The organism is Streptomyces sp. cg35, assembly GCF_050410835.1.
In the GTDB taxonomy this organism is placed as follows: Bacteria; Actinomycetota; Actinomycetes; order Streptomycetales; family Streptomycetaceae; genus Streptomyces.
In genome coordinates this window covers 3,579,439-3,594,986 of sequence record NZ_CP191268.1, presented here as the reverse complement: position 1 = coordinate 3,594,986, position 15,548 = coordinate 3,579,439, and the positions used below count along the sequence as shown (strand labels likewise).

Annotated in this window: 13 protein-coding genes; 4 read left to right on the top strand and 9 right to left on the bottom strand. The window is 71.7% G+C overall.

Annotated elements, in window-relative coordinates:
- Positions 1–33: 33 nt before the first annotated feature.
- Both ACQUQD_RS16345 and ACQUQD_RS16340 read left to right on the top strand, forming a co-directional pair.
- Positions 34–828 (top strand): polyprenol monophosphomannose synthase, encoded by a 795-nt coding sequence (locus ACQUQD_RS16345; protein WP_428952813.1) that lies wholly within the window; start codon positions 34–36, stop codon positions 826–828.
- A complete protein-coding gene (locus tag ACQUQD_RS16340) occupies positions 825–1,280 on the top strand; it encodes a GtrA family protein (RefSeq protein ID WP_428952812.1) in 456 nt (151 codons plus the stop codon). Before ACQUQD_RS16345 ends, ACQUQD_RS16340 begins: the two co-directional genes overlap by 4 nt.
- Positions 1,281–1,329: 49 nt before the next feature.
- Here ACQUQD_RS16340 and ACQUQD_RS16335 read toward each other — a convergent pair whose 3' ends face one another.
- From ACQUQD_RS16335 to ACQUQD_RS16315, 5 genes are all read right to left on the bottom strand, one after another.
- Complete coding sequence (locus tag ACQUQD_RS16335) at positions 1,330–2,991, bottom strand: glycosyltransferase family 2 protein (RefSeq protein WP_428952811.1); 1,662 nt, start codon at positions 2,989–2,991, stop codon at positions 1,330–1,332.
- Entirely contained in the window at positions 2,991–5,189 is a 2,199-nt protein-coding gene (locus tag ACQUQD_RS16330; RefSeq protein WP_428952810.1) for a CDP-glycerol glycerophosphotransferase family protein, read from the bottom strand. The genes ACQUQD_RS16335 and ACQUQD_RS16330 overlap by 1 nt, the downstream gene beginning before the upstream one ends.
- 1 nt (position 5,190) lies before the next feature.
- Positions 5,191–8,805, bottom strand: a complete 3,615-nt coding sequence (locus ACQUQD_RS16325; RefSeq protein ID WP_428952809.1) for a CDP-glycerol glycerophosphotransferase family protein — start codon at positions 8,803–8,805, stop codon at positions 5,191–5,193.
- Between the two features lie 91 nt (positions 8,806–8,896).
- On the bottom strand, positions 8,897–9,760 hold the full coding sequence (locus tag ACQUQD_RS16320; protein WP_428952808.1) for an ABC transporter ATP-binding protein: 864 nt from the start codon (positions 9,758–9,760) through the stop codon (positions 8,897–8,899).
- Positions 9,753–10,670 (bottom strand): ABC transporter permease, encoded by a 918-nt coding sequence (locus ACQUQD_RS16315; RefSeq protein WP_428952807.1) that lies wholly within the window; start codon positions 10,668–10,670, stop codon positions 9,753–9,755. Before ACQUQD_RS16315 ends, ACQUQD_RS16320 begins: the two co-directional genes overlap by 8 nt.
- A 165-nt stretch (positions 10,671–10,835) precedes the next feature.
- On the opposite strand from ACQUQD_RS16315, the gene ACQUQD_RS16310 reads away from it, so the two are divergent.
- On the top strand, positions 10,836–11,459 hold the full coding sequence (locus ACQUQD_RS16310) for a TetR/AcrR family transcriptional regulator (RefSeq protein WP_428952806.1): 624 nt from the start codon (positions 10,836–10,838) through the stop codon (positions 11,457–11,459).
- A 3-nt stretch (positions 11,460–11,462) separates the two neighbouring features.
- Here ACQUQD_RS16310 and ACQUQD_RS16305 read toward each other — a convergent pair whose 3' ends face one another.
- Both ACQUQD_RS16305 and ACQUQD_RS16300 read right to left on the bottom strand, forming a co-directional pair.
- A complete protein-coding gene (locus ACQUQD_RS16305) occupies positions 11,463–11,735 on the bottom strand; it encodes a DUF397 domain-containing protein (RefSeq protein WP_428952805.1) in 273 nt (90 codons plus the stop codon).
- Positions 11,732–12,562: a helix-turn-helix domain-containing protein gene (locus tag ACQUQD_RS16300; protein WP_428952804.1), complete on the bottom strand. Its 831-nt coding sequence runs from the start codon at positions 12,560–12,562 to the stop codon at positions 11,732–11,734. Before ACQUQD_RS16300 ends, ACQUQD_RS16305 begins: the two co-directional genes overlap by 4 nt.
- 148 nt (positions 12,563–12,710) lie before the next feature.
- Between ACQUQD_RS16300 and ACQUQD_RS16295 the strand changes: the two genes are divergently transcribed.
- Positions 12,711–13,487: a class I SAM-dependent DNA methyltransferase gene (locus ACQUQD_RS16295; protein ID WP_428952803.1), complete on the top strand. Its 777-nt coding sequence runs from the start codon at positions 12,711–12,713 to the stop codon at positions 13,485–13,487.
- Positions 13,488–13,493: 6 nt separating this feature from the next.
- Here ACQUQD_RS16295 and ACQUQD_RS16290 read toward each other — a convergent pair whose 3' ends face one another.
- Positions 13,494–14,834 carry an FAD-binding oxidoreductase gene (locus tag ACQUQD_RS16290; RefSeq protein ID WP_428952802.1) on the bottom strand — a complete coding sequence of 447 codons (1,341 nt, stop codon included), beginning with the start codon at positions 14,832–14,834 and terminating at the stop codon, positions 13,494–13,496.
- 27 nt (positions 14,835–14,861) lie between these two features.
- Positions 14,862–15,347, bottom strand: a complete 486-nt coding sequence (locus ACQUQD_RS16285) for a carboxymuconolactone decarboxylase family protein (RefSeq protein WP_428952801.1) — start codon at positions 15,345–15,347, stop codon at positions 14,862–14,864.
- Positions 15,348–15,548 lie beyond the last annotated feature (201 nt).

Below are 15,548 nucleotides of genomic sequence, written 5' to 3'. Positions count from 1 at the left end.
TCTGACAGATCTCTGACCGATCAGGGAGAACCGATGCCGTCGAAGCCGTCCAGGCCGGATACGAAGCCGACGGACCGTGCGGTCGCGCTGCCCGCCGACTGGGCCGCGACACCGCTGACCGTCGTCATGCCGACGTACAACGAGGCGGGGAACCTGCCCGGGATCGCCGAGGCGCTGATGGCGCTGCCGCTGCCCGGGCTGCGGCTCCTCGTCGTCGACGACTCCAGCCCGGACGGCACGGGCGAGATCGCCGACCGGTACGCCGAGCGGTTCGCCGGGCGGATGGCCGTGCTGCACCGGGCCGGCAAGGAAGGGCTCGGGCGCGCCTACGCCGCGGGCATGACGCGGGCCGTCGCCGACGGCGCACGGTACGTCCTGCAGATGGACGCCGACGGCAGCCACCCCGTCGCACGGGTTCCGGAGATGCTGGGAGTCGCCCTCTCCACCGGCGCCGGGGTGACCCTGGGCAGCCGCTACGTGCAGGGCGGCACCCTGTCCGACGCCTGGGGCGCCCACCGCCGCCTGCTGTCCCGCTGGGCGAACGCGTACGCGGGCACCATCCTCGGCACCCGGGTCCGTGACATCACCGGCGGCTTCAACCTGTGGCGCGAGGACGCGCTGCGCGCCATCGACCTGGCCTCCGTGGACAGCGCGGGCTACAGCTTCCAGGTCGAGATGAAGTACCGGGCGCTGCGCCGCGGTTACGGGATCATGGAGGTGCCGATCCACTTCGAGGACCGCACCGTCGGCGAGTCCAAGATGAACCTGATGGTGCAGCTCGAATCCGTCGCCATGCCGTGGAAGCTGCGCGCGAGGTCGCGCCGGTGACCGCGACGTCGTACGCGCCGCCGCGTCCGGCCCTCGTGCGGCTGCGCCGCCTCTCCTTCGAGATCGTGAAGTTCGGCGTGGTCGGCGGCAGCGGCGTCGTGGTGAACCTGCTCGTCTTCAACCTCCTTCTGCACGGCCTGGGTTCGGGCCCGATGCCGGCGACGGTGGTGGCGAGCTGCGTGGCGATGGCCACGAACTACCTCGGCTTCCGGTTCTTCGCCTACCGCGACCGCGCCGCCCGCACCCGCCGCCAGATCGCGCTGTTCTTCGTCTTCAGCGGGATCGGGGTGGCGATGGAGAGCCTGCTGTTCTACGCGGGCTACCACGGAGCGGGCCTGACCGGACCGCTCGCCTCGAACGTCGCGAAGGGCCTGTCGATCGTGCTCGCCTCCGCCTTCCGCTTCCTCGTCTACCGGACATGGGTCTTCCAGCACCCCGCGCGCCGCTGGTAGCACGCTCGCGCGGACCCGGGCCCGGCTGCTCCTGGTCCTCCCGCGCCCCTCAGCGAACCAGCCGTACCGCCTGACGGATCGTGCGGGCCAGCGGGGTACGGCCCACCCGGCGTGCCACCGGGCCCGCCACGCGTGCGGTCAGGCCCGTCGGCTCCCAGCGGGCCTGCAACCGTCCCGCCCCCCGCCCCTCCGGCTCCACCGTCAACCGGTGATGCGGGACGGCCGCCGTGAAGGAAGGGAACTCCAGGGGGGCCAGCAGAAGGCCCGTGTTGCGCAGGCCGCCGGGGGCCTGGAGCTGGAGCAGCGGATGGCGGATCCCGGCGAAGCCCTGCGGCGGCAGCGACGCGGTGGCCAGGTCGAGGAGGACCCGGCCCTCGAAGATCCCGGGCCGCACCGGGTCCAGCCGGAACCGGACGGTCATGCGCCGGCGGCCGGGGGAGAGGACCAGCGCCGCCACCTGCGGGCCGACCGGCAGCCGCAGCCCGGGGTCGTAGGTGCGCACCGTCAGCCGCACCGAGGCCGGCCCGGGCCCTCGGTCCAGGGACACGATCTCGTGCCGGAACTGGGCCCGGGGGAAGGGGCGCGCGTCCAACGCCAGTTCGGACAGGGACAGTTCACGCCGACCGGTCTGTGTCGAGGGGACCTCGGACCCCCAGTAGACCGCCCCGGCCGCGTCGGACACGGTCTCCCGCGGAGCGACCCCGTGCCCGAGCCCCCGCGCCGCGAGCCGCGCGTCGTCGAGGCGGCCGTCCCGTACGAGCTGCAGCACGACCCGCTCGGCCCGCGGGAGACGGGCGTACGCGCCCGGTGCCAGCCGCGCCAGGTACGGGTTCACGGTCTGCGCGAAGCCCGACAGCCACTCCTCGTCCCGGTACGGCAGGTCGCCCGCGTACATCCGGAAGTCGTGCTTGAGGAACTTGTAGTCCTTGGCCTCGCGCAGCGCCGCGCTGTAGCCGCCCTGTGCCAGGAAGTCGTCGATGAGCTCCTGTACGTGGATGCGGTCGCGGACATTGCTCAGCTTGTGCCGCTGGTTGGAGATGGAGGCCGCGGACTCCTCGACGTACGGGGCGATGTACCAGCGGTACACCGGCTCCGGGACGATCGAGAAGGCCTTCGCCAGGCAGTAGGCCTGCGCGGAGAACAGCTGGTCCTCGTAGTGGATGCCCTCCGGGAAGCGCAGGCCGTTCCGGTCCAGGAAGGCGCGCGCGTACATCTTGCTCGTCGACAGGTGCTCGAAGAACAGGCCGGGTTCGGCCTCGATGCCGTTCACCGTGCGGCGCTCGGCGACCAGGTGCGGCATCCAGACCGAGGTGCGGCCCGTGTCGACGCGGACCCGCTCCACGGCGCCCATCGCGAAGTCGATGTCGGGGCGCTCGCGATGAGCCGCCAACAGCAACTCCACCGACTTCGGCGGCAGTTCGTCGTCGCTGTCGAGGAACATCAGGTACGGGGCGCGGGCGATGTCGAGCGCCCGGTTGCGCGGGGCGCTGCAGCCGCCGGAGTTCTCCGGGAGGCGCAGATACGTGATGCGGTGGTCGGCCGCCGCCAACTCCCTCGCCACGGCGGGGGTGTTGTCGGTGGAGTGGTCGTCGCTGATGACGATCTCGATGTTCGCGTGCGTCTGCGCCTGGAGCGAGGCCACCGCGCGCGGGAGGCGCTCCGCGTCGTTGAAGACGATGACCGTGACCGTCACGTCGGGGGTGAACGCCATCAGCGGGTCGCCTCCTCGGGCGTGGGGGCGGGGGTGCGGGCGGCGACCGGCACGACCGGCGGCAGCGCCTCCTCGGGTTCGCCGAGGAAGACCCGGCGCACGACCCGCTCGGCGGCGTGCCCGTCGTCGAACTCGCAGAACCGGCGCCGGAAGTGGGCACGGGCCTTGGCGGACGCCTCGTCGCGCCACGCGTCGGTGGCGAGGAGCTCCGTCAGCTCGTCCTGGGTGCGGGCCACCTGGCCGGGCGGCTCGGCCATCAGGTCGAAGTAGACGCCGCGGGTCCGCGCGTACGTGTCCCAGTCGTCGGCGTAGCTGATGATCGGGCGGTCCAGGTTGGCGTAGTCGAACATGATCGACGAGTAGTCCGTGATCAGCGCGTCCGACGCCAGGGCCAGCTCCTCCACCGGGTCGTACGCCGACACGTCGATCACGTGGCCGCTGCGGCGCAGGCTCGCGAGCGGGGAGGCGGCGCCGCCGTAGAAGTAGTGGCCGCGCACGAGGAGGACGGTGTCGTCGCCGAGACGTTCGGAGAGGGCGGCGAGGTCGAGGCGCGGTGTCCAGTTCGCCTCGTAGTCGCGGTGGGTGGGGGCGTAGAGGACCGCGCGTCTGCCGGGGGCGATGCCGAGGCGGTCGCGGACCGCGCGGATGTCGGCCGACGTGGCGCTGTAGTAGACGTCGTTGCGCGGGTAGCCGTGGTCGAGCGAGGTGTAGTGGGACGGGTAGGCGTGCTCCCACATGCGCGTGGAGTGGGAGTTGGCGCTGACGCTGTAGTCCCACTTGTCGACGCGGGACAGCAGCGCGTCGAAGTCGAGGCCCTTGGAGGCCGTCGGGTAGTCGAGCTGGTCCAGGCCCATCTTCTTCAGCGGAGTGCCGTGGTGGGTCTGGAGGTGGACCGCGTCGGGGCGCTTGACCACGGCGTTCGGGAAGTTGACGTTGTTGACCAGGTACGCGGCGCGGGCCATCACCTCCCAGTAGCGGCGGGTGCCGGGCACGACGTGGTCGGTGCCCGGCGGCAGCAGCGGCTCCGTCGCCCTCGACACGACCCACACCGGGCGGATGTGCGGGGCGAGCTCGGCGAGCTTCGCCGCGATCGCCGCCGGGTTGCAGGCCACCCCGCGGTCCCAATAGGCCGAGAAGACGGCGAGATCCGGATCGACCGGCTGGCGCAGCGCCCGCTGGTACTGCACGTCGCGGACCTTGGCACCGAGCTGCTTCTTGCGGGTGCGCGCCGTCGCCTTCCAATCGCGCCGCAGGTGGTTGGCGCTCTGGAACGCGCGGTACTTCGCGTACGCGTCCTCTTCGAGGAGCCGCCGCCGGACGCCCTCCAGGCCGCCGGGCCGCCGGTGGCCCTCCGGCCGCCAGCGCACGGCCGCGGCCGACGCCCGGCGGAAGAACTCCCGCGCCACCGCGTCCGGCATCGACTCCCGCGCCACGACCCGCATCGACTCCGTGGCCATCAGGTCGTACAGGACGGCGCGCGGCCGGGCCGGGCCGCCCCGGCGCTCCATCAGCCGCTGCAGGTCCTCGTACGCCCCGACGAGGCCGTACCGCTGCTCGGCGGTCACCGGCGGCAGGCTCTCGGGCCGCAACTCCCTTGCCTCGACGACCACGTGCTCCAGGCAGGCGATCCGGCCGGCCAGGACCAGGGCGGCGCGGGCCGCGAACATCTCGTCGGCGTCGGCCAGTTCGTCCCGGTGCTCCTGCCAGAACGCGGCGCGCACGGCGCGGTTGCCGAGCAGCGGCGCCACCCGCAGCAGGTCGGACGCCTCGGCCGGCGACAGGTCGCGGCGGCCCACCCGGGCCAGGCGTCCGGCGTCGGCGCCGGACCCGCCGGCCGAGCGCCACGTCGAACGGACGTGGTCCGCGACGACGACGTCCACGGTGTCCGGCACCTCGGCCAGCCGGTCGAGCAGGGCCCGCGGAGCGCCCGTCGGCAGCCGGTCCTTGGCGTGCACGAACCACAGCCAGGTGCCGCCCGCCCGCGCGGCGCCCGCGGCGCGCGCGGCGGCGTCGGAGGTGCCGGGCGCGAGCGGTACGACGCTGCCGCCGTGCCGCACCGCGACGTCCTGCGCGGTCTCGCCGACGGCGGCCGTCACCAGCTCGGCGTCCGGCGGGAGCTGCCCGGCGACGCTGTCCAGGCACGCGCCGAGCAGGCCCTGCACGTCGGGGCCGTACACGATGACGCTCAGCTTCGTCATGTCAGGCCTCGCTCTTCCCCGGGGCGCGCTCCGCGGACGGTTCCAGCATGCGGTCCACCACGCGACGGGCCGCCTGTCCGTCGTCGAGGTCGCAGAACGCGGCGCGGAAGTCCGTGTACGCCGCCTCGTACGGGGCGCTCGCCGCGTCCAGGTCGCGCAGCGCCGCGATCAGCTCGGCGGAGGTCTGCACGAGCGGGCCCGGCGCCTTCGCCTCGAAGTCGAAGTAGAAGCCGCGCAGCCGGTCCCGGTAGTGCTCCAGGTCGTAGGTGAAGAACAGCATCGGGCGGCCGGTCACCGCGAAGTCGAACATCACCGAGGAGTAGTCGGTGACCAGCACGTCCGCGACGAGCAGCAGGTCCATCACGTCGGTGATCCCGGCCTGCGCGGACACGTCCCACACGAAGCCGTCGCCCGCGCCGGGCACCGGCTCCACGACGTGCGAGTGCGGCCGGATCAGGAGCACGTGGTCGTCGCCCAGCTCCCGCTTCGCCGCTTCCAGATCGATGCGCAGGTCGAGCAGGAAGCCGCCCTTGTGACGCTGCTTGTCCTCGCGCCACGTCGGCGCGTACAGGATCACCTTCTTGCCCTCGGGCAGACCGAGCCGCTCGCGTACCCGCGCGGTGCGCTTGGCGCGGTCGGGGGACAGGAGCACGTCGTTGCGCGGGTAGCCCGCCTCGACGAGCTCGCCCTCGTAGCGGAAGGCGCGGCGCAGGATCGGCGTGGAGAAGCTGTTCGGGGAGAGCAGCATCGACCACTGGTGCCGCTCGCGGTCCAGGTCCTCCAGGTACGCCGTCGACGCGAAGTGCTCGTTGTCGAAGTCGAAGCCGATCCGCTTGAGCGGGGTGCCGTGCCAGGTCTGCACGATCTTCTGGCCGGGGCGGCGCTCCAGCCACTTCGGCAGATGCGTGTTGCCCACGATGTAGCGGGAGCGGGCCAGTGCCTCGTAGTACTCGGGGCTGTGCACGCGCAGTGCCCGCGCGGTCGCGGGCACCTCGCACTGCCCGTCCTTCACCACCCACAGATGCTCCAACGGGGCGCCCCTGCGCACGAGTTCCTCGTGCAGGGCGCGCGGCGAGTCGCCGTACATGCGGCCGCCGAACACGTCGTAGACGACCGCCTCGCGCAGCGGCTCGTGCCGGGCCAGCGGGTACGTCCGCTCGCGCAGCCGGGTCTGGCGGTGCCGGCTGCGCTCCTCGGGCCGCAGTTCGGAGTGGGCGAGCAGGGCCAGCTGGTCGTACTGGCGGACCTGGAGCTCGACGCGCTTGCCGCCCGCGGTGACCTCGGCCGGCAGGTCCCGGGACGCGGTCGGCGCGAGCTGCACCGAGCTGCGGGTGCCGTCGGCCCGCTCGACGGAGGGCCACCAGAACCCGGACCGCAGGGGCAGTCCGGAGCCGGGCGGGGCCGGGCTGAACGTGGCGCGGAACGTGCCGCCCGCCGCCTCGGCCGGGAACACGTACTCGTGGCCCGACCAGGTCTGGCGCAGCACCAGGCGCAGGGCGTGGGTGCCGGGCGCCGGGTAGGTGCCGGTGAGGGTGACGGTGCCGTCGGCCGCCGTGGCGACGTGCTCCACCAGCGGCTGGGCGGGCTGGTCGACCAGCTGGAGGTAGCCGCCGGGGGAGCGGCGGGCGTACAGCGTCCGCCCCTCGTGGGGGAACTGGGCGCCGGTGCAGCCCTCGCGGTCGTCGAGGACGAGGGCGAGCCGGTGCGGCCGCTCGGCGTCCTCGGGGCCGATCAGGACCGAGGTGTCCCAGCGGGCGATGGACCGCTCGGCCTGGGTCGGGCGCAGCCGCTCGTGGTCGGCGCGGACGGCGGTGAGGTCACCGGGCCGCACCCGCACGGTGAACGGCACCCGGCCGTCCGCGTCCGCCGGGCCGGGGTCGAGCGGTGTCGTGAGGACCTTGCCGGACTCGCGGTGGCGCAGCCGCAGGGCCGCCGGGGCGTCCGGTGCCGTGCGCAGCACGCCGCGGACGATCAACTCGCCGTCTGCGTAGCGGACTTCGAGGGCGCGGGCGTGGGCCGTCTCCACCCGGAGCTGGAGGATGCCGCCCTGGATCTGCGGGGCGACCCGTACGTCGGGGGAGACCCAGTGGGCGGGCGGCGTCTGTCCGGAGCCGGTGCCGGCTCCCCGCAGCGGGCCGCGGCGCGGTGTGGCGCCCGTGCCGCCCACCGCGATCCGCACGTGCCACAGGCCGTCGACCCACTGGCCCCGGCGCCTGAGCCGGTCCGGGTTCACGACGGCGCTGAAGCCGGCCCAGTCGGCGTGCCGGAACTCGGCGCCGGAGGCGACCGTCGCCTCCGGGTCGTAGTGGCTGCGGACCGGGACGACGACCCGCTTGCGGCCGCCCTTCTCGCGCAGGATCAGCGTCTTCAGGGCCCGGCTGCGCTTCTCGGCGCCGAGCTGGCGCGCGAACGCCCACCCCGACAGGTGCAGCCTGCCGTCCTCGTCCCAGGTCGCGGTGTCCAGGCGGCTGCGCAGGCCCAGCTCCTGGTGGTCCAGGCGCAGTACGGAGTCGGGGACGGGACGCGAGGCGTCGAGGAAGGGGTAGTCGGCGCGCGGGCGCAGCACCCCCGCCACCGGCAGCGAGCCGCCGTGCTTCTTCTCGAACTCCAGCAGGGCGATCAGCTCGTCCATGCGCCGGTGCACCGTCAGATAGATCTTGAGCTTGTGCGGCACCGGCAGGGCGCGCACCCGGTCCTGCCCGATGTCGCGGGCGAGCCGCCCGACGTGGTCGAGGAACGCCGCACGGTACGCCGGGTCGGACGCCGGCAGCACCTTCCAGAACAGCGGCATCTCCTCGTACAGCGCGTTGTGGTCGTAGGCCGCGAGGTGGTCCGCGTACATCGGGTCGGAGCCGACGCGCGCGGTCAGGAAGTCCCGCACCATGCGGATCGACCGCACCCGGTCGATCAGGCCGCGCGGGTCGGTGCGGTTCTGGGTGATGGAGCGCTCGCCGGTCTCGCGCTCGCGCCAGTTGTAGATGGGCTCGCTCAGGATGTCGACGGATTCGGCCAGGTAGTGGGCCGGGACGCTGACGGGCGCGTCCTCGTACAGCATGCCTTCGGGGTACGCGAGCGCGTGCCGCTCCCAGAAGGCGCGGCGGTAGACCTTGTTCCAGGCGGTGCGGTCGGTCAGCAGCGGCCGGAAGCGGGAGATGTGGGTGCGCAGCCGGGTGGTCGCGAAGGGAGTGCGGTGCACGGGCGACTGGACGTGGCCGGCGGATCTGAAACGGGTGACGTTGCCCGCCGCGAAGTCGGATCCCGTCTCGTCGAGGGTCTCGATGAGCAGCTCGTACGCGTTCGGCGGGAGGGTGTCGTCGCTGTCGACGAAGGCGAGGTACTCCGGGCCCGCGGGGCCGGTGGCCAGTGCGCGCACCCCCGCGTTCCGGGCGGCGCCCAGGCCCTGGTTGGCCTGGGATATGAGCCGGAAGCGGGGGTCTCGGGCGGCCCATTCCCGGGCGATCGCCGCGCTGGCGTCGGTCGAGCCGTCGTCCACCATCACCACGTCGAAGTCGGTGAAGGTCTGGTCGGCCAGCGACCTGAGGCACTCGTCGAGGTACAGCTCTACGTTGAAGACGGGGACGATCACACTCAGCCGGGGCTGGGCCTTGGCCTGCACACGGGCTCCTTATCCTCTTCTGTTCACCGCTAGCGCACCATATTGGCACTAAACGGACAAAAGGGTAAGTGCGGTGCGCCCATGGTGGGACTCAGGAGGGAAGAGGGACTTTCTGGGCCTTAGGTTCCGACTTGGGCTTGCTCTCCCGCTTTGGGGGATTCGTGAACTCCTCGTACGCCTTCAGCACCTCCTCCGTCGGCCCGTCCATCCGCAGCTCGCCGCGCTCCAGCCAGAGCACCCGGTCGCAGGTGTCCCGGATCGACTTGTTGCTGTGGCTGACCAGGAAGACGGTGCCCGCGCGCTTGCGCAGCTCGCGGATCCGCTGCTCGGAGCGCTTCTGGAAGGAGCGGTCGCCGGTGGCGAGCGCCTCGTCGATCAGCAGGACGTCGTGGTCCTTGGCGGCGGCGATGGAGAAGCGGAGCCGGGCCGCCATGCCGGACGAGTACGTGCGCATCGGCAGGGTGATGAAGTCGCCCTTCTCGTTGATCCCGGAGAAGTCGACGATCTCGTCGTAGCGCTCGCGGACCTGCTGCGGGCTCATCCCCATGGCGAGCCCGCCGAGCCGGACGTTGCGTTCGCCGGTCAGGTCGTTCATCAGCGCCGCGTTCACACCGAGCAGCGAGGGCTGCCCGTCCGTGAAGATCCGCCCGTTCTCGGTGGGCAGCAGTCCGGCGACGGCCTTGAGCAGGGTCGACTTGCCGGACCCGTTCGTGCCGATGAGGCCGATGGCCTCGCCCCGGTACGCGGTGAAGCTGACGTTCCTGACGGCGTGCACCTTGCGCACGCCCGCCCGCTTCTCGGCCTTCTTCCTGCCGCCGAGGATGCGGTTCAGGGCGGCGGTGGCGCTGCCGCGGCCCGCGCCCGTGCCGTTGACCCGGTAGACGATGTCGACGCCGTCGACGATCACGGTGGGGACCCGCTGGTCCCGCTGCTGGTCTGTGGTGAGGTCAGCCACGGCCGTACGTCTCCTCTGCCTTCCAGAAGTAGATGAACCCGCCGACGCCGGCGAGCAGCGCCCAGCCCACGGCCAGTGCCCACACGTGCGGCGGCAGCTGGTCCGCGGTGAAGCTGTCGATCAGCGCGAAGCGCATCAGGTCGATGTAGACGGCGGCCGGGTTCGCCTTGAGCAGCGTCAGCACGATGTGCGGGACGTCTTTCCCGTTCGTCAGGTGGTCCAGGCTCCACATCACGCCGGACACGTACATCCACGTACGCAGCAGGAACGGCATGAGCTGCGCGATGTCGGGGGTGTGCGCGCCGATCCTCGCCATGATCAGGGCGAGCCCGGTGTTGAACGTGAACTGCAGCAGCAGCGCCGGGATCACCAGCAGCCAGGACATGGTCGGCGGGACGCCGAAGCAGAGCAGGATCACGACGAGCGCGCACATCGAGAACAGCAGCTGCTGGAGCTGTTGCAGGCAGTACGACACGGGGAGCGAGGCGCGCGGGAAGTGCAGGGCGCGCACCAGGCCCAGGCTGCCGGAGATGGCCCGCGTGCCCGCCATCACCGACGACTGCGTGAACGTCCACACGAACACGCCCGTGACCAGGAACGGGATGTAGTCCGGCACGCCCCGGCTGGTGCCCATGAGCACGCCGAAGATGAAGTAGTAGACCGCCGCGTTCAGCAGCGGCGTCGCGACCTGCCAGACCTGGCCGAGCTTCGCCTGGCTGTACTGCGAGGTGAGCTTGGCGGTCGCGAAGGCGGTGATGAAGTGCCGGCGCTGCCACAGCTGCCCGACGTACCGGGACAGTGAGGGGCGGGCGCCGCTGACGGTCAGCCCGTACCGGGCCGCGAGGACGGCGGGATCCTCCACGGCCGGTGCGGAGGCCGGCGTGGGAGGCGTGTCCAGGACCTGACTCACATCCGCTGCTTTCGCTCGGGGGACCGCCCGGGGAATCGCCCCGGGGGTGCTTGCTGTTTGCCTGCTGTTTACGTCGGGACGGACCCGTATCGTCGTGACGTGAGAGTAGGCCGTTCCGACGTCGGAACGCAACCGTTTCGTCGTTACGGACCTATGCTGGGTGTCATGACGACCAACGCCGACTCCGCCAAGCCGACGCGTCGCAGAGCTCCCGCCGGAGCCGCGGTCCTCCGGGAGGACGTGACCGAGGCCATTCAGGCCGCCGTTTTCGAGGAGCTCGCCGCCGTGGGCTACGCCCGGATGTCCATCGAGGGCATCGCGCGCCGCGCGGGCGTCGGCAAGACGGCCGTCTACCGCCGCTGGCGCTCCAAGCTGCACCTCGTCCTGGACCTGGTCTCCGCCATAGCGGTGCAGGGTCTGCCGACGCCGGACACGGGTTCGCTCGAAGGGGATCTGGAGCTCCTGTACCAGGTCACTTCACGGGCGCTGAAGCACCCGGTGGCCGGTCAGATCATCCCCGACCTGCAGGCCGAGGCGGCCCGCAACCCCGACATCGCCGACGCCATGCAGAAGGCGCTCCGCGAGGGGCAGCACAGTGTGGCCAGCGGAATCGTTCAGTCCGCCGTGACGCGGGGGGAGCTCCGCTCGGGGCTCGATGAAGAGCTGGCCCTCGATCTGATCTCCGGGCCGCTCTACTGGCGCTCCGTCGTCGTGCGCACGCCGCAGCTGCCGAAGGGCCATCTGAAGCGGCTTTCGGCGGCTACCGCGGCTGCGTTGAAGGCGCTGTGAGGTTCAGCGGGTTGCGGCGTAGGTGAGGAAGGCGGTCCAGGTGGACGGGGTCGCGGTGAGGCGCGGGCCGTCCGGGTTCTTGGAGTCGCGGATGTGGATGGTGGTGGGGGTGGGGGCGACCTCTACGCAGTCGTTGCCGTCGCTGCTGCTGCTGTAGCTGCTCTTGTGCCACTCCAGGGCGACCTCTACACAGTCGCTGGGGTTGTTGGTGTCGCTGTAGCTGCTCTTGAACCAACGCAGTTCGGAGTCATCCCCGGCGGAAGCCCTGCGGATCATGTCTCTCCCAGCACTTGCTCGATGAAGGCCAGCGACTCGCGAGGCGTAAGAGCCTCGGCCCGGATGATGCCATAACGCAGTTCCAGGATCCGTAGCTGCCTCGGATCCGATACCGGGCGGCCGCCGAACTCGTCGTCGGTTCGCCCGATGCCCGAACCGTCGGCGAAGCGCATTACCTGGATGCGCCCGTTGCCCGGGTGCTCCCAGCGTGCGGTGGGCATCACCTGGATGCTGACGCCGGGCAACTGGCTTACCTGTAGCAGCCGTTCGAGCTGCCGACGCCACACCATTCTCCCTCCGGTGGGACGGCGCAGCGACACCTCTTCCTGGACGAAGCTGAGGTCGGGCGCGGGATCTCGTTCATAGATCACGTTACGTGCCATACGGGCGGCCACGGCCCGCTCCAGCTCTCCCGCGGATAGCAACGGGCGCCGAGTGTCGAGCAGGGCCCGTGCGTAGTCCTCCGTCTGCAAAAGCCCATGGAGGGTGTGGTTGCTGTAGAAGCCGAGCTCCACGGCCCGCGCCTCCATATCGGCCAGCTCCCGAACCTTCCTCGGGTAACGCGCCCGCGCCATGCGGGGTTTCATGGCGCGGACCTGCCCACCCGCGTCCAGCACCTCGTCCACCTTGTCCAGGTACTCCGGCCGAGGAATCCGTGCCCCGCGCTCGATCTTCCGTACGAGGTCCTCGCCGTACCCGATGACCTCCGCGAACTCAGGGACCCGCAGACCCGCCGCCTCCCGCAGGAACTTCAGCTGATCGCCCACGATCTCCACCGCAGAAGCGATCTCGTCCTCGGGGTCGACGTCCCACCCGGGCTCGTCCATGCGCACCCACCTCCAACGCCGAGCCATACCCGTACGCGGCTCCGGACAGCCCGGACATGGCGGGACAGACGCGGGACAGAAAGGGGGGTACGGACGGCCGCCCGAAAATGCCGCGCGCCGCCCTGCCCTTCGTCGTTACCGTCCTCCCATGGTCAACGGAGACGCAGCCCCCGAACCTGCCCTCGACCCCGACGGTTACTTCCCCGAGCGGATCGCGGCGACGTACGACCGGTCGTCCGCCGGGATGTTCACCCCGGAGACCCTCGATCCCGTCGTCGACTTCCTCGCTCAACTCGCCGGTAAGGGAACCGCGTTGGAGCTCGGGATCGGCACGGGACGGGTCGCCCTCCCGCTCGCCGCGCGCGGCGTTGCGGTGCACGGCATCGACCTGTCCAGAGCGATGGCAGCCCGGCTGCGCGCCAAGCCGGGCGGTGACCGGATTCCCGTGACCATCGGCGACTTCGCCAGCGCCACGGCCGGCGGCGCCGAGTTCTCGCTCGCCTACCTCGTCTTCAACACCGTCATGAATCTGACCTCGCAGGACGCGCAGGTCGACTGCTTCCGCAACGCCGCGGCCCACCTCGCCCCCGGCGGCTGCTTCGTCATCGAGACGGGCGTCCCGGACCTGCGCAGGCTGCCGCCGGGGCAGGAGGCCGTGCCGTTCCATGTGAGCGACACGAAGTGGGCGTTCGACCGGTACGACGTCGCCACGCAGGCCATGAGCTCGAACTACGTGGAGGTGGACCCGGAGACCGGGCAGGGGTCGTACTGGACCATCCCCTTCCGCTACGTCTGGCCGTCCGAACTCGACCTCATGGCACGGCTCGCCGGACTGCGGCTGCGCGAGCGATGGAGCGGCTGGACCCGCGAGCCCTTCACGAGCGAGAGCGGGCAGCACGTGTCCGTGTGGGAGAAGTCCGCCTGAGACCTCCTAGCGCGGGCGGATGTTGTGGTTGGAGGAGAACAGATTGCCCGGGTCGTACCGGCGCTTGACCGCCGCGAGCCGCTCGCGGACCGCCGCCGGATAGACCGCGGCGACGTCGTCGTCGGTGGCCGAGGCGAGGAAGTTCGCGTAGGCGCCGCCGACATGCGGGGCGAGCCGGTGCCAGAGCGCCTCCAGCGCCGGACGCGCCGCCTCGACGACCGGCTCCGGACCCGCGGTCGTCGTCACGATCATCAGCTCCGCCCGGCGGTGCGCGTAGGCGGTGGCGTCGTCGGCGACCCGGGACACCGCCGCGCCCACACTGCGTACGGCGATGAACGGCGACCCCTGCGCCGCCCCCGCCTCGGCCAGGACCCGGAGCGCCCCGGGCACCGCCTCCTCGGTGACGAAACCGCTCCGGGTCAGCAGCCGGACGCCGGGCGGCGCGGCCACGGCGTCCACGAGCGTGTCCGCGCAGGGCTTCAACGCGATGTCGTCGCCGGTCACCGTGCCGAGCCGGCGGATCGGGTCGACGGCCCGCGCCGCCGCCCGCGGATCGTCGCCGTCGAAGGCGACGTGGATCTGCACCGGCGCCTCGGGCCCGCCGGCGAACGGGTTGGCGAAGTCCGCGGTGGAGGTGAGCGCGTCGGGGGCGGTGCGCACGTACTCCGCCCAGCCCTGGAGCACCCCGGCCGCCTCCGCCGCCGGAAAGGTGATCCGGCCGTGGAAGACGTCCGTCGTCGGGTGCGCCGCGAACTCGAAGGCGGTCACGATCCCGAAGTTGCCGCCGCCACCGCGCAGCGCCCAGAACAGGTCCGGATGCTCCGCCGCGCTCGCCCGCACGACCTCCCCGGCGGCGGTGACCACCTCCGCGGCGACCATGCTGTCCAGGGTCAGCCCGTACTTCCTGACCTTCCAGCCGATGCCGCCGGACAGCGTCAGCCCGCCGACACCGACGCCCCGGGTGTCGCCCGAGGAGATTGCCAGGCCGTGCGGGGCGAGGGCGTCCGCGACCTGGCCCCAGGTGGCGCCGCCGCCGGTCCGCACCAGGTGACGTACGTCGTCGATGACCTCCACGTGCGCGAGATGGCCCAGGTCGATCACGACGCCGCCGTCGTTCGTGCCGAAGCCGGGGAAGGAGTGGCCGCCGCCCCGCACGGACAGCAACTGGCCGGTGGCGGAGGCGAATCGGACACCCGCCCGGACGTCCGCGACGTTCTTCGGCCGCAGGACGAACGCCGGGCTGCCCGGGACCAGCACCGTGCGGCCGGCCGACGCGTACCGCGCGCCGCCCGGTTCGATGATGTCGCCGCCGAAGTCACGGCGGAGCGTTTCGAGCGCTGTGCTCATGAGGTTCCCGTTCCTTTCCGCGCCGGGTCAGCCGAACTGGCCGGGCTGGTAGTCGCCGCCGGCCATCCGGTTGATGACCCCCATGCGGTTGGAGGCGTTGATGAGGGAGATGAACAGCACCAGGGCGGACAGCTGCTCCGTGTCGTAGTGCTCGGCGGCCCGCGCCCAGACCTCGTCCGGGACGCCGCCGGCCGCGTCGGCGATGCGCGTGCCCTGCTCGGTGAGCTCCAGCGCGGCGCGCTCGGCGTCGGTGAACACGGTGGACTCGCGCCAGGCGGCGACCAGGTTGACGCGCGCCGCGCTCTCCCCGGCGTGCGCCAGGTCCTTGCTGTGGGCGTCGGTGCAGTAGCCGCAGCCGTTGATCTGGCTGGCCCGGAGCATCACCAGGTCCTGGGTCGCCTTCGGCAGCTTCGAGCCGTCGATGATCGCCCGGCTCGCCGAGGCGAAATGCTTCAGGGCCCTGGCCACGACCGGGCTGCCGAAGAGGTCCAGACGGGGTGCGTGGAGTTCCATGTCGTCGTCCTCACAGGTGGATTCGGGTGGTGGATTCGGGATCTGACGAACACGAGATGCCGACGACCCGGACTCTGTGACGCCCCGCAAATGTGACGTACGCCATGCCGGTGGGGGTGTCACAGAGCGGCGGCGGGCGGCGTCATGTGTGCGAGATCGGCGCGAGCGACACCGACGCAAGAGACACCGACGCGAGACAAG

Excerpts from the sequence above, each read along its gene's own strand:
- ACQUQD_RS16345 (WP_428952813.1), top strand. The coding sequence starts at position 34 with ATGCCGTCGAAGCCGTCCAGGCCGGATACGAAGCCGACGGACCGTGCG.
- ACQUQD_RS16335 (WP_428952811.1), bottom strand. The coding sequence starts at position 2,991 with ATGGCGTTCACCCCCGACGTGACGGTCACGGTCATCGTCTTCAACGAC.
- ACQUQD_RS16330 (WP_428952810.1), bottom strand. The coding sequence starts at position 5,189 with ATGACGAAGCTGAGCGTCATCGTGTACGGCCCCGACGTGCAGGGCCTG.
- ACQUQD_RS16310 (WP_428952806.1), top strand. The coding sequence starts at position 10,836 with ATGACGACCAACGCCGACTCCGCCAAGCCGACGCGTCGCAGAGCTCCC.
- ACQUQD_RS16305 (WP_428952805.1), bottom strand. The coding sequence starts at position 11,735 with ATGATCCGCAGGGCTTCCGCCGGGGATGACTCCGAACTGCGTTGGTTC.
- ACQUQD_RS16300 (WP_428952804.1), bottom strand. The coding sequence starts at position 12,562 with ATGGACGAGCCCGGGTGGGACGTCGACCCCGAGGACGAGATCGCTTCT.
- ACQUQD_RS16295 (WP_428952803.1), top strand. The coding sequence starts at position 12,711 with ATGGTCAACGGAGACGCAGCCCCCGAACCTGCCCTCGACCCCGACGGT.
- ACQUQD_RS16290 (WP_428952802.1), bottom strand. The coding sequence starts at position 14,834 with ATGAGCACAGCGCTCGAAACGCTCCGCCGTGACTTCGGCGGCGACATC.
- ACQUQD_RS16285 (WP_428952801.1), bottom strand. The coding sequence starts at position 15,347 with ATGGAACTCCACGCACCCCGTCTGGACCTCTTCGGCAGCCCGGTCGTG.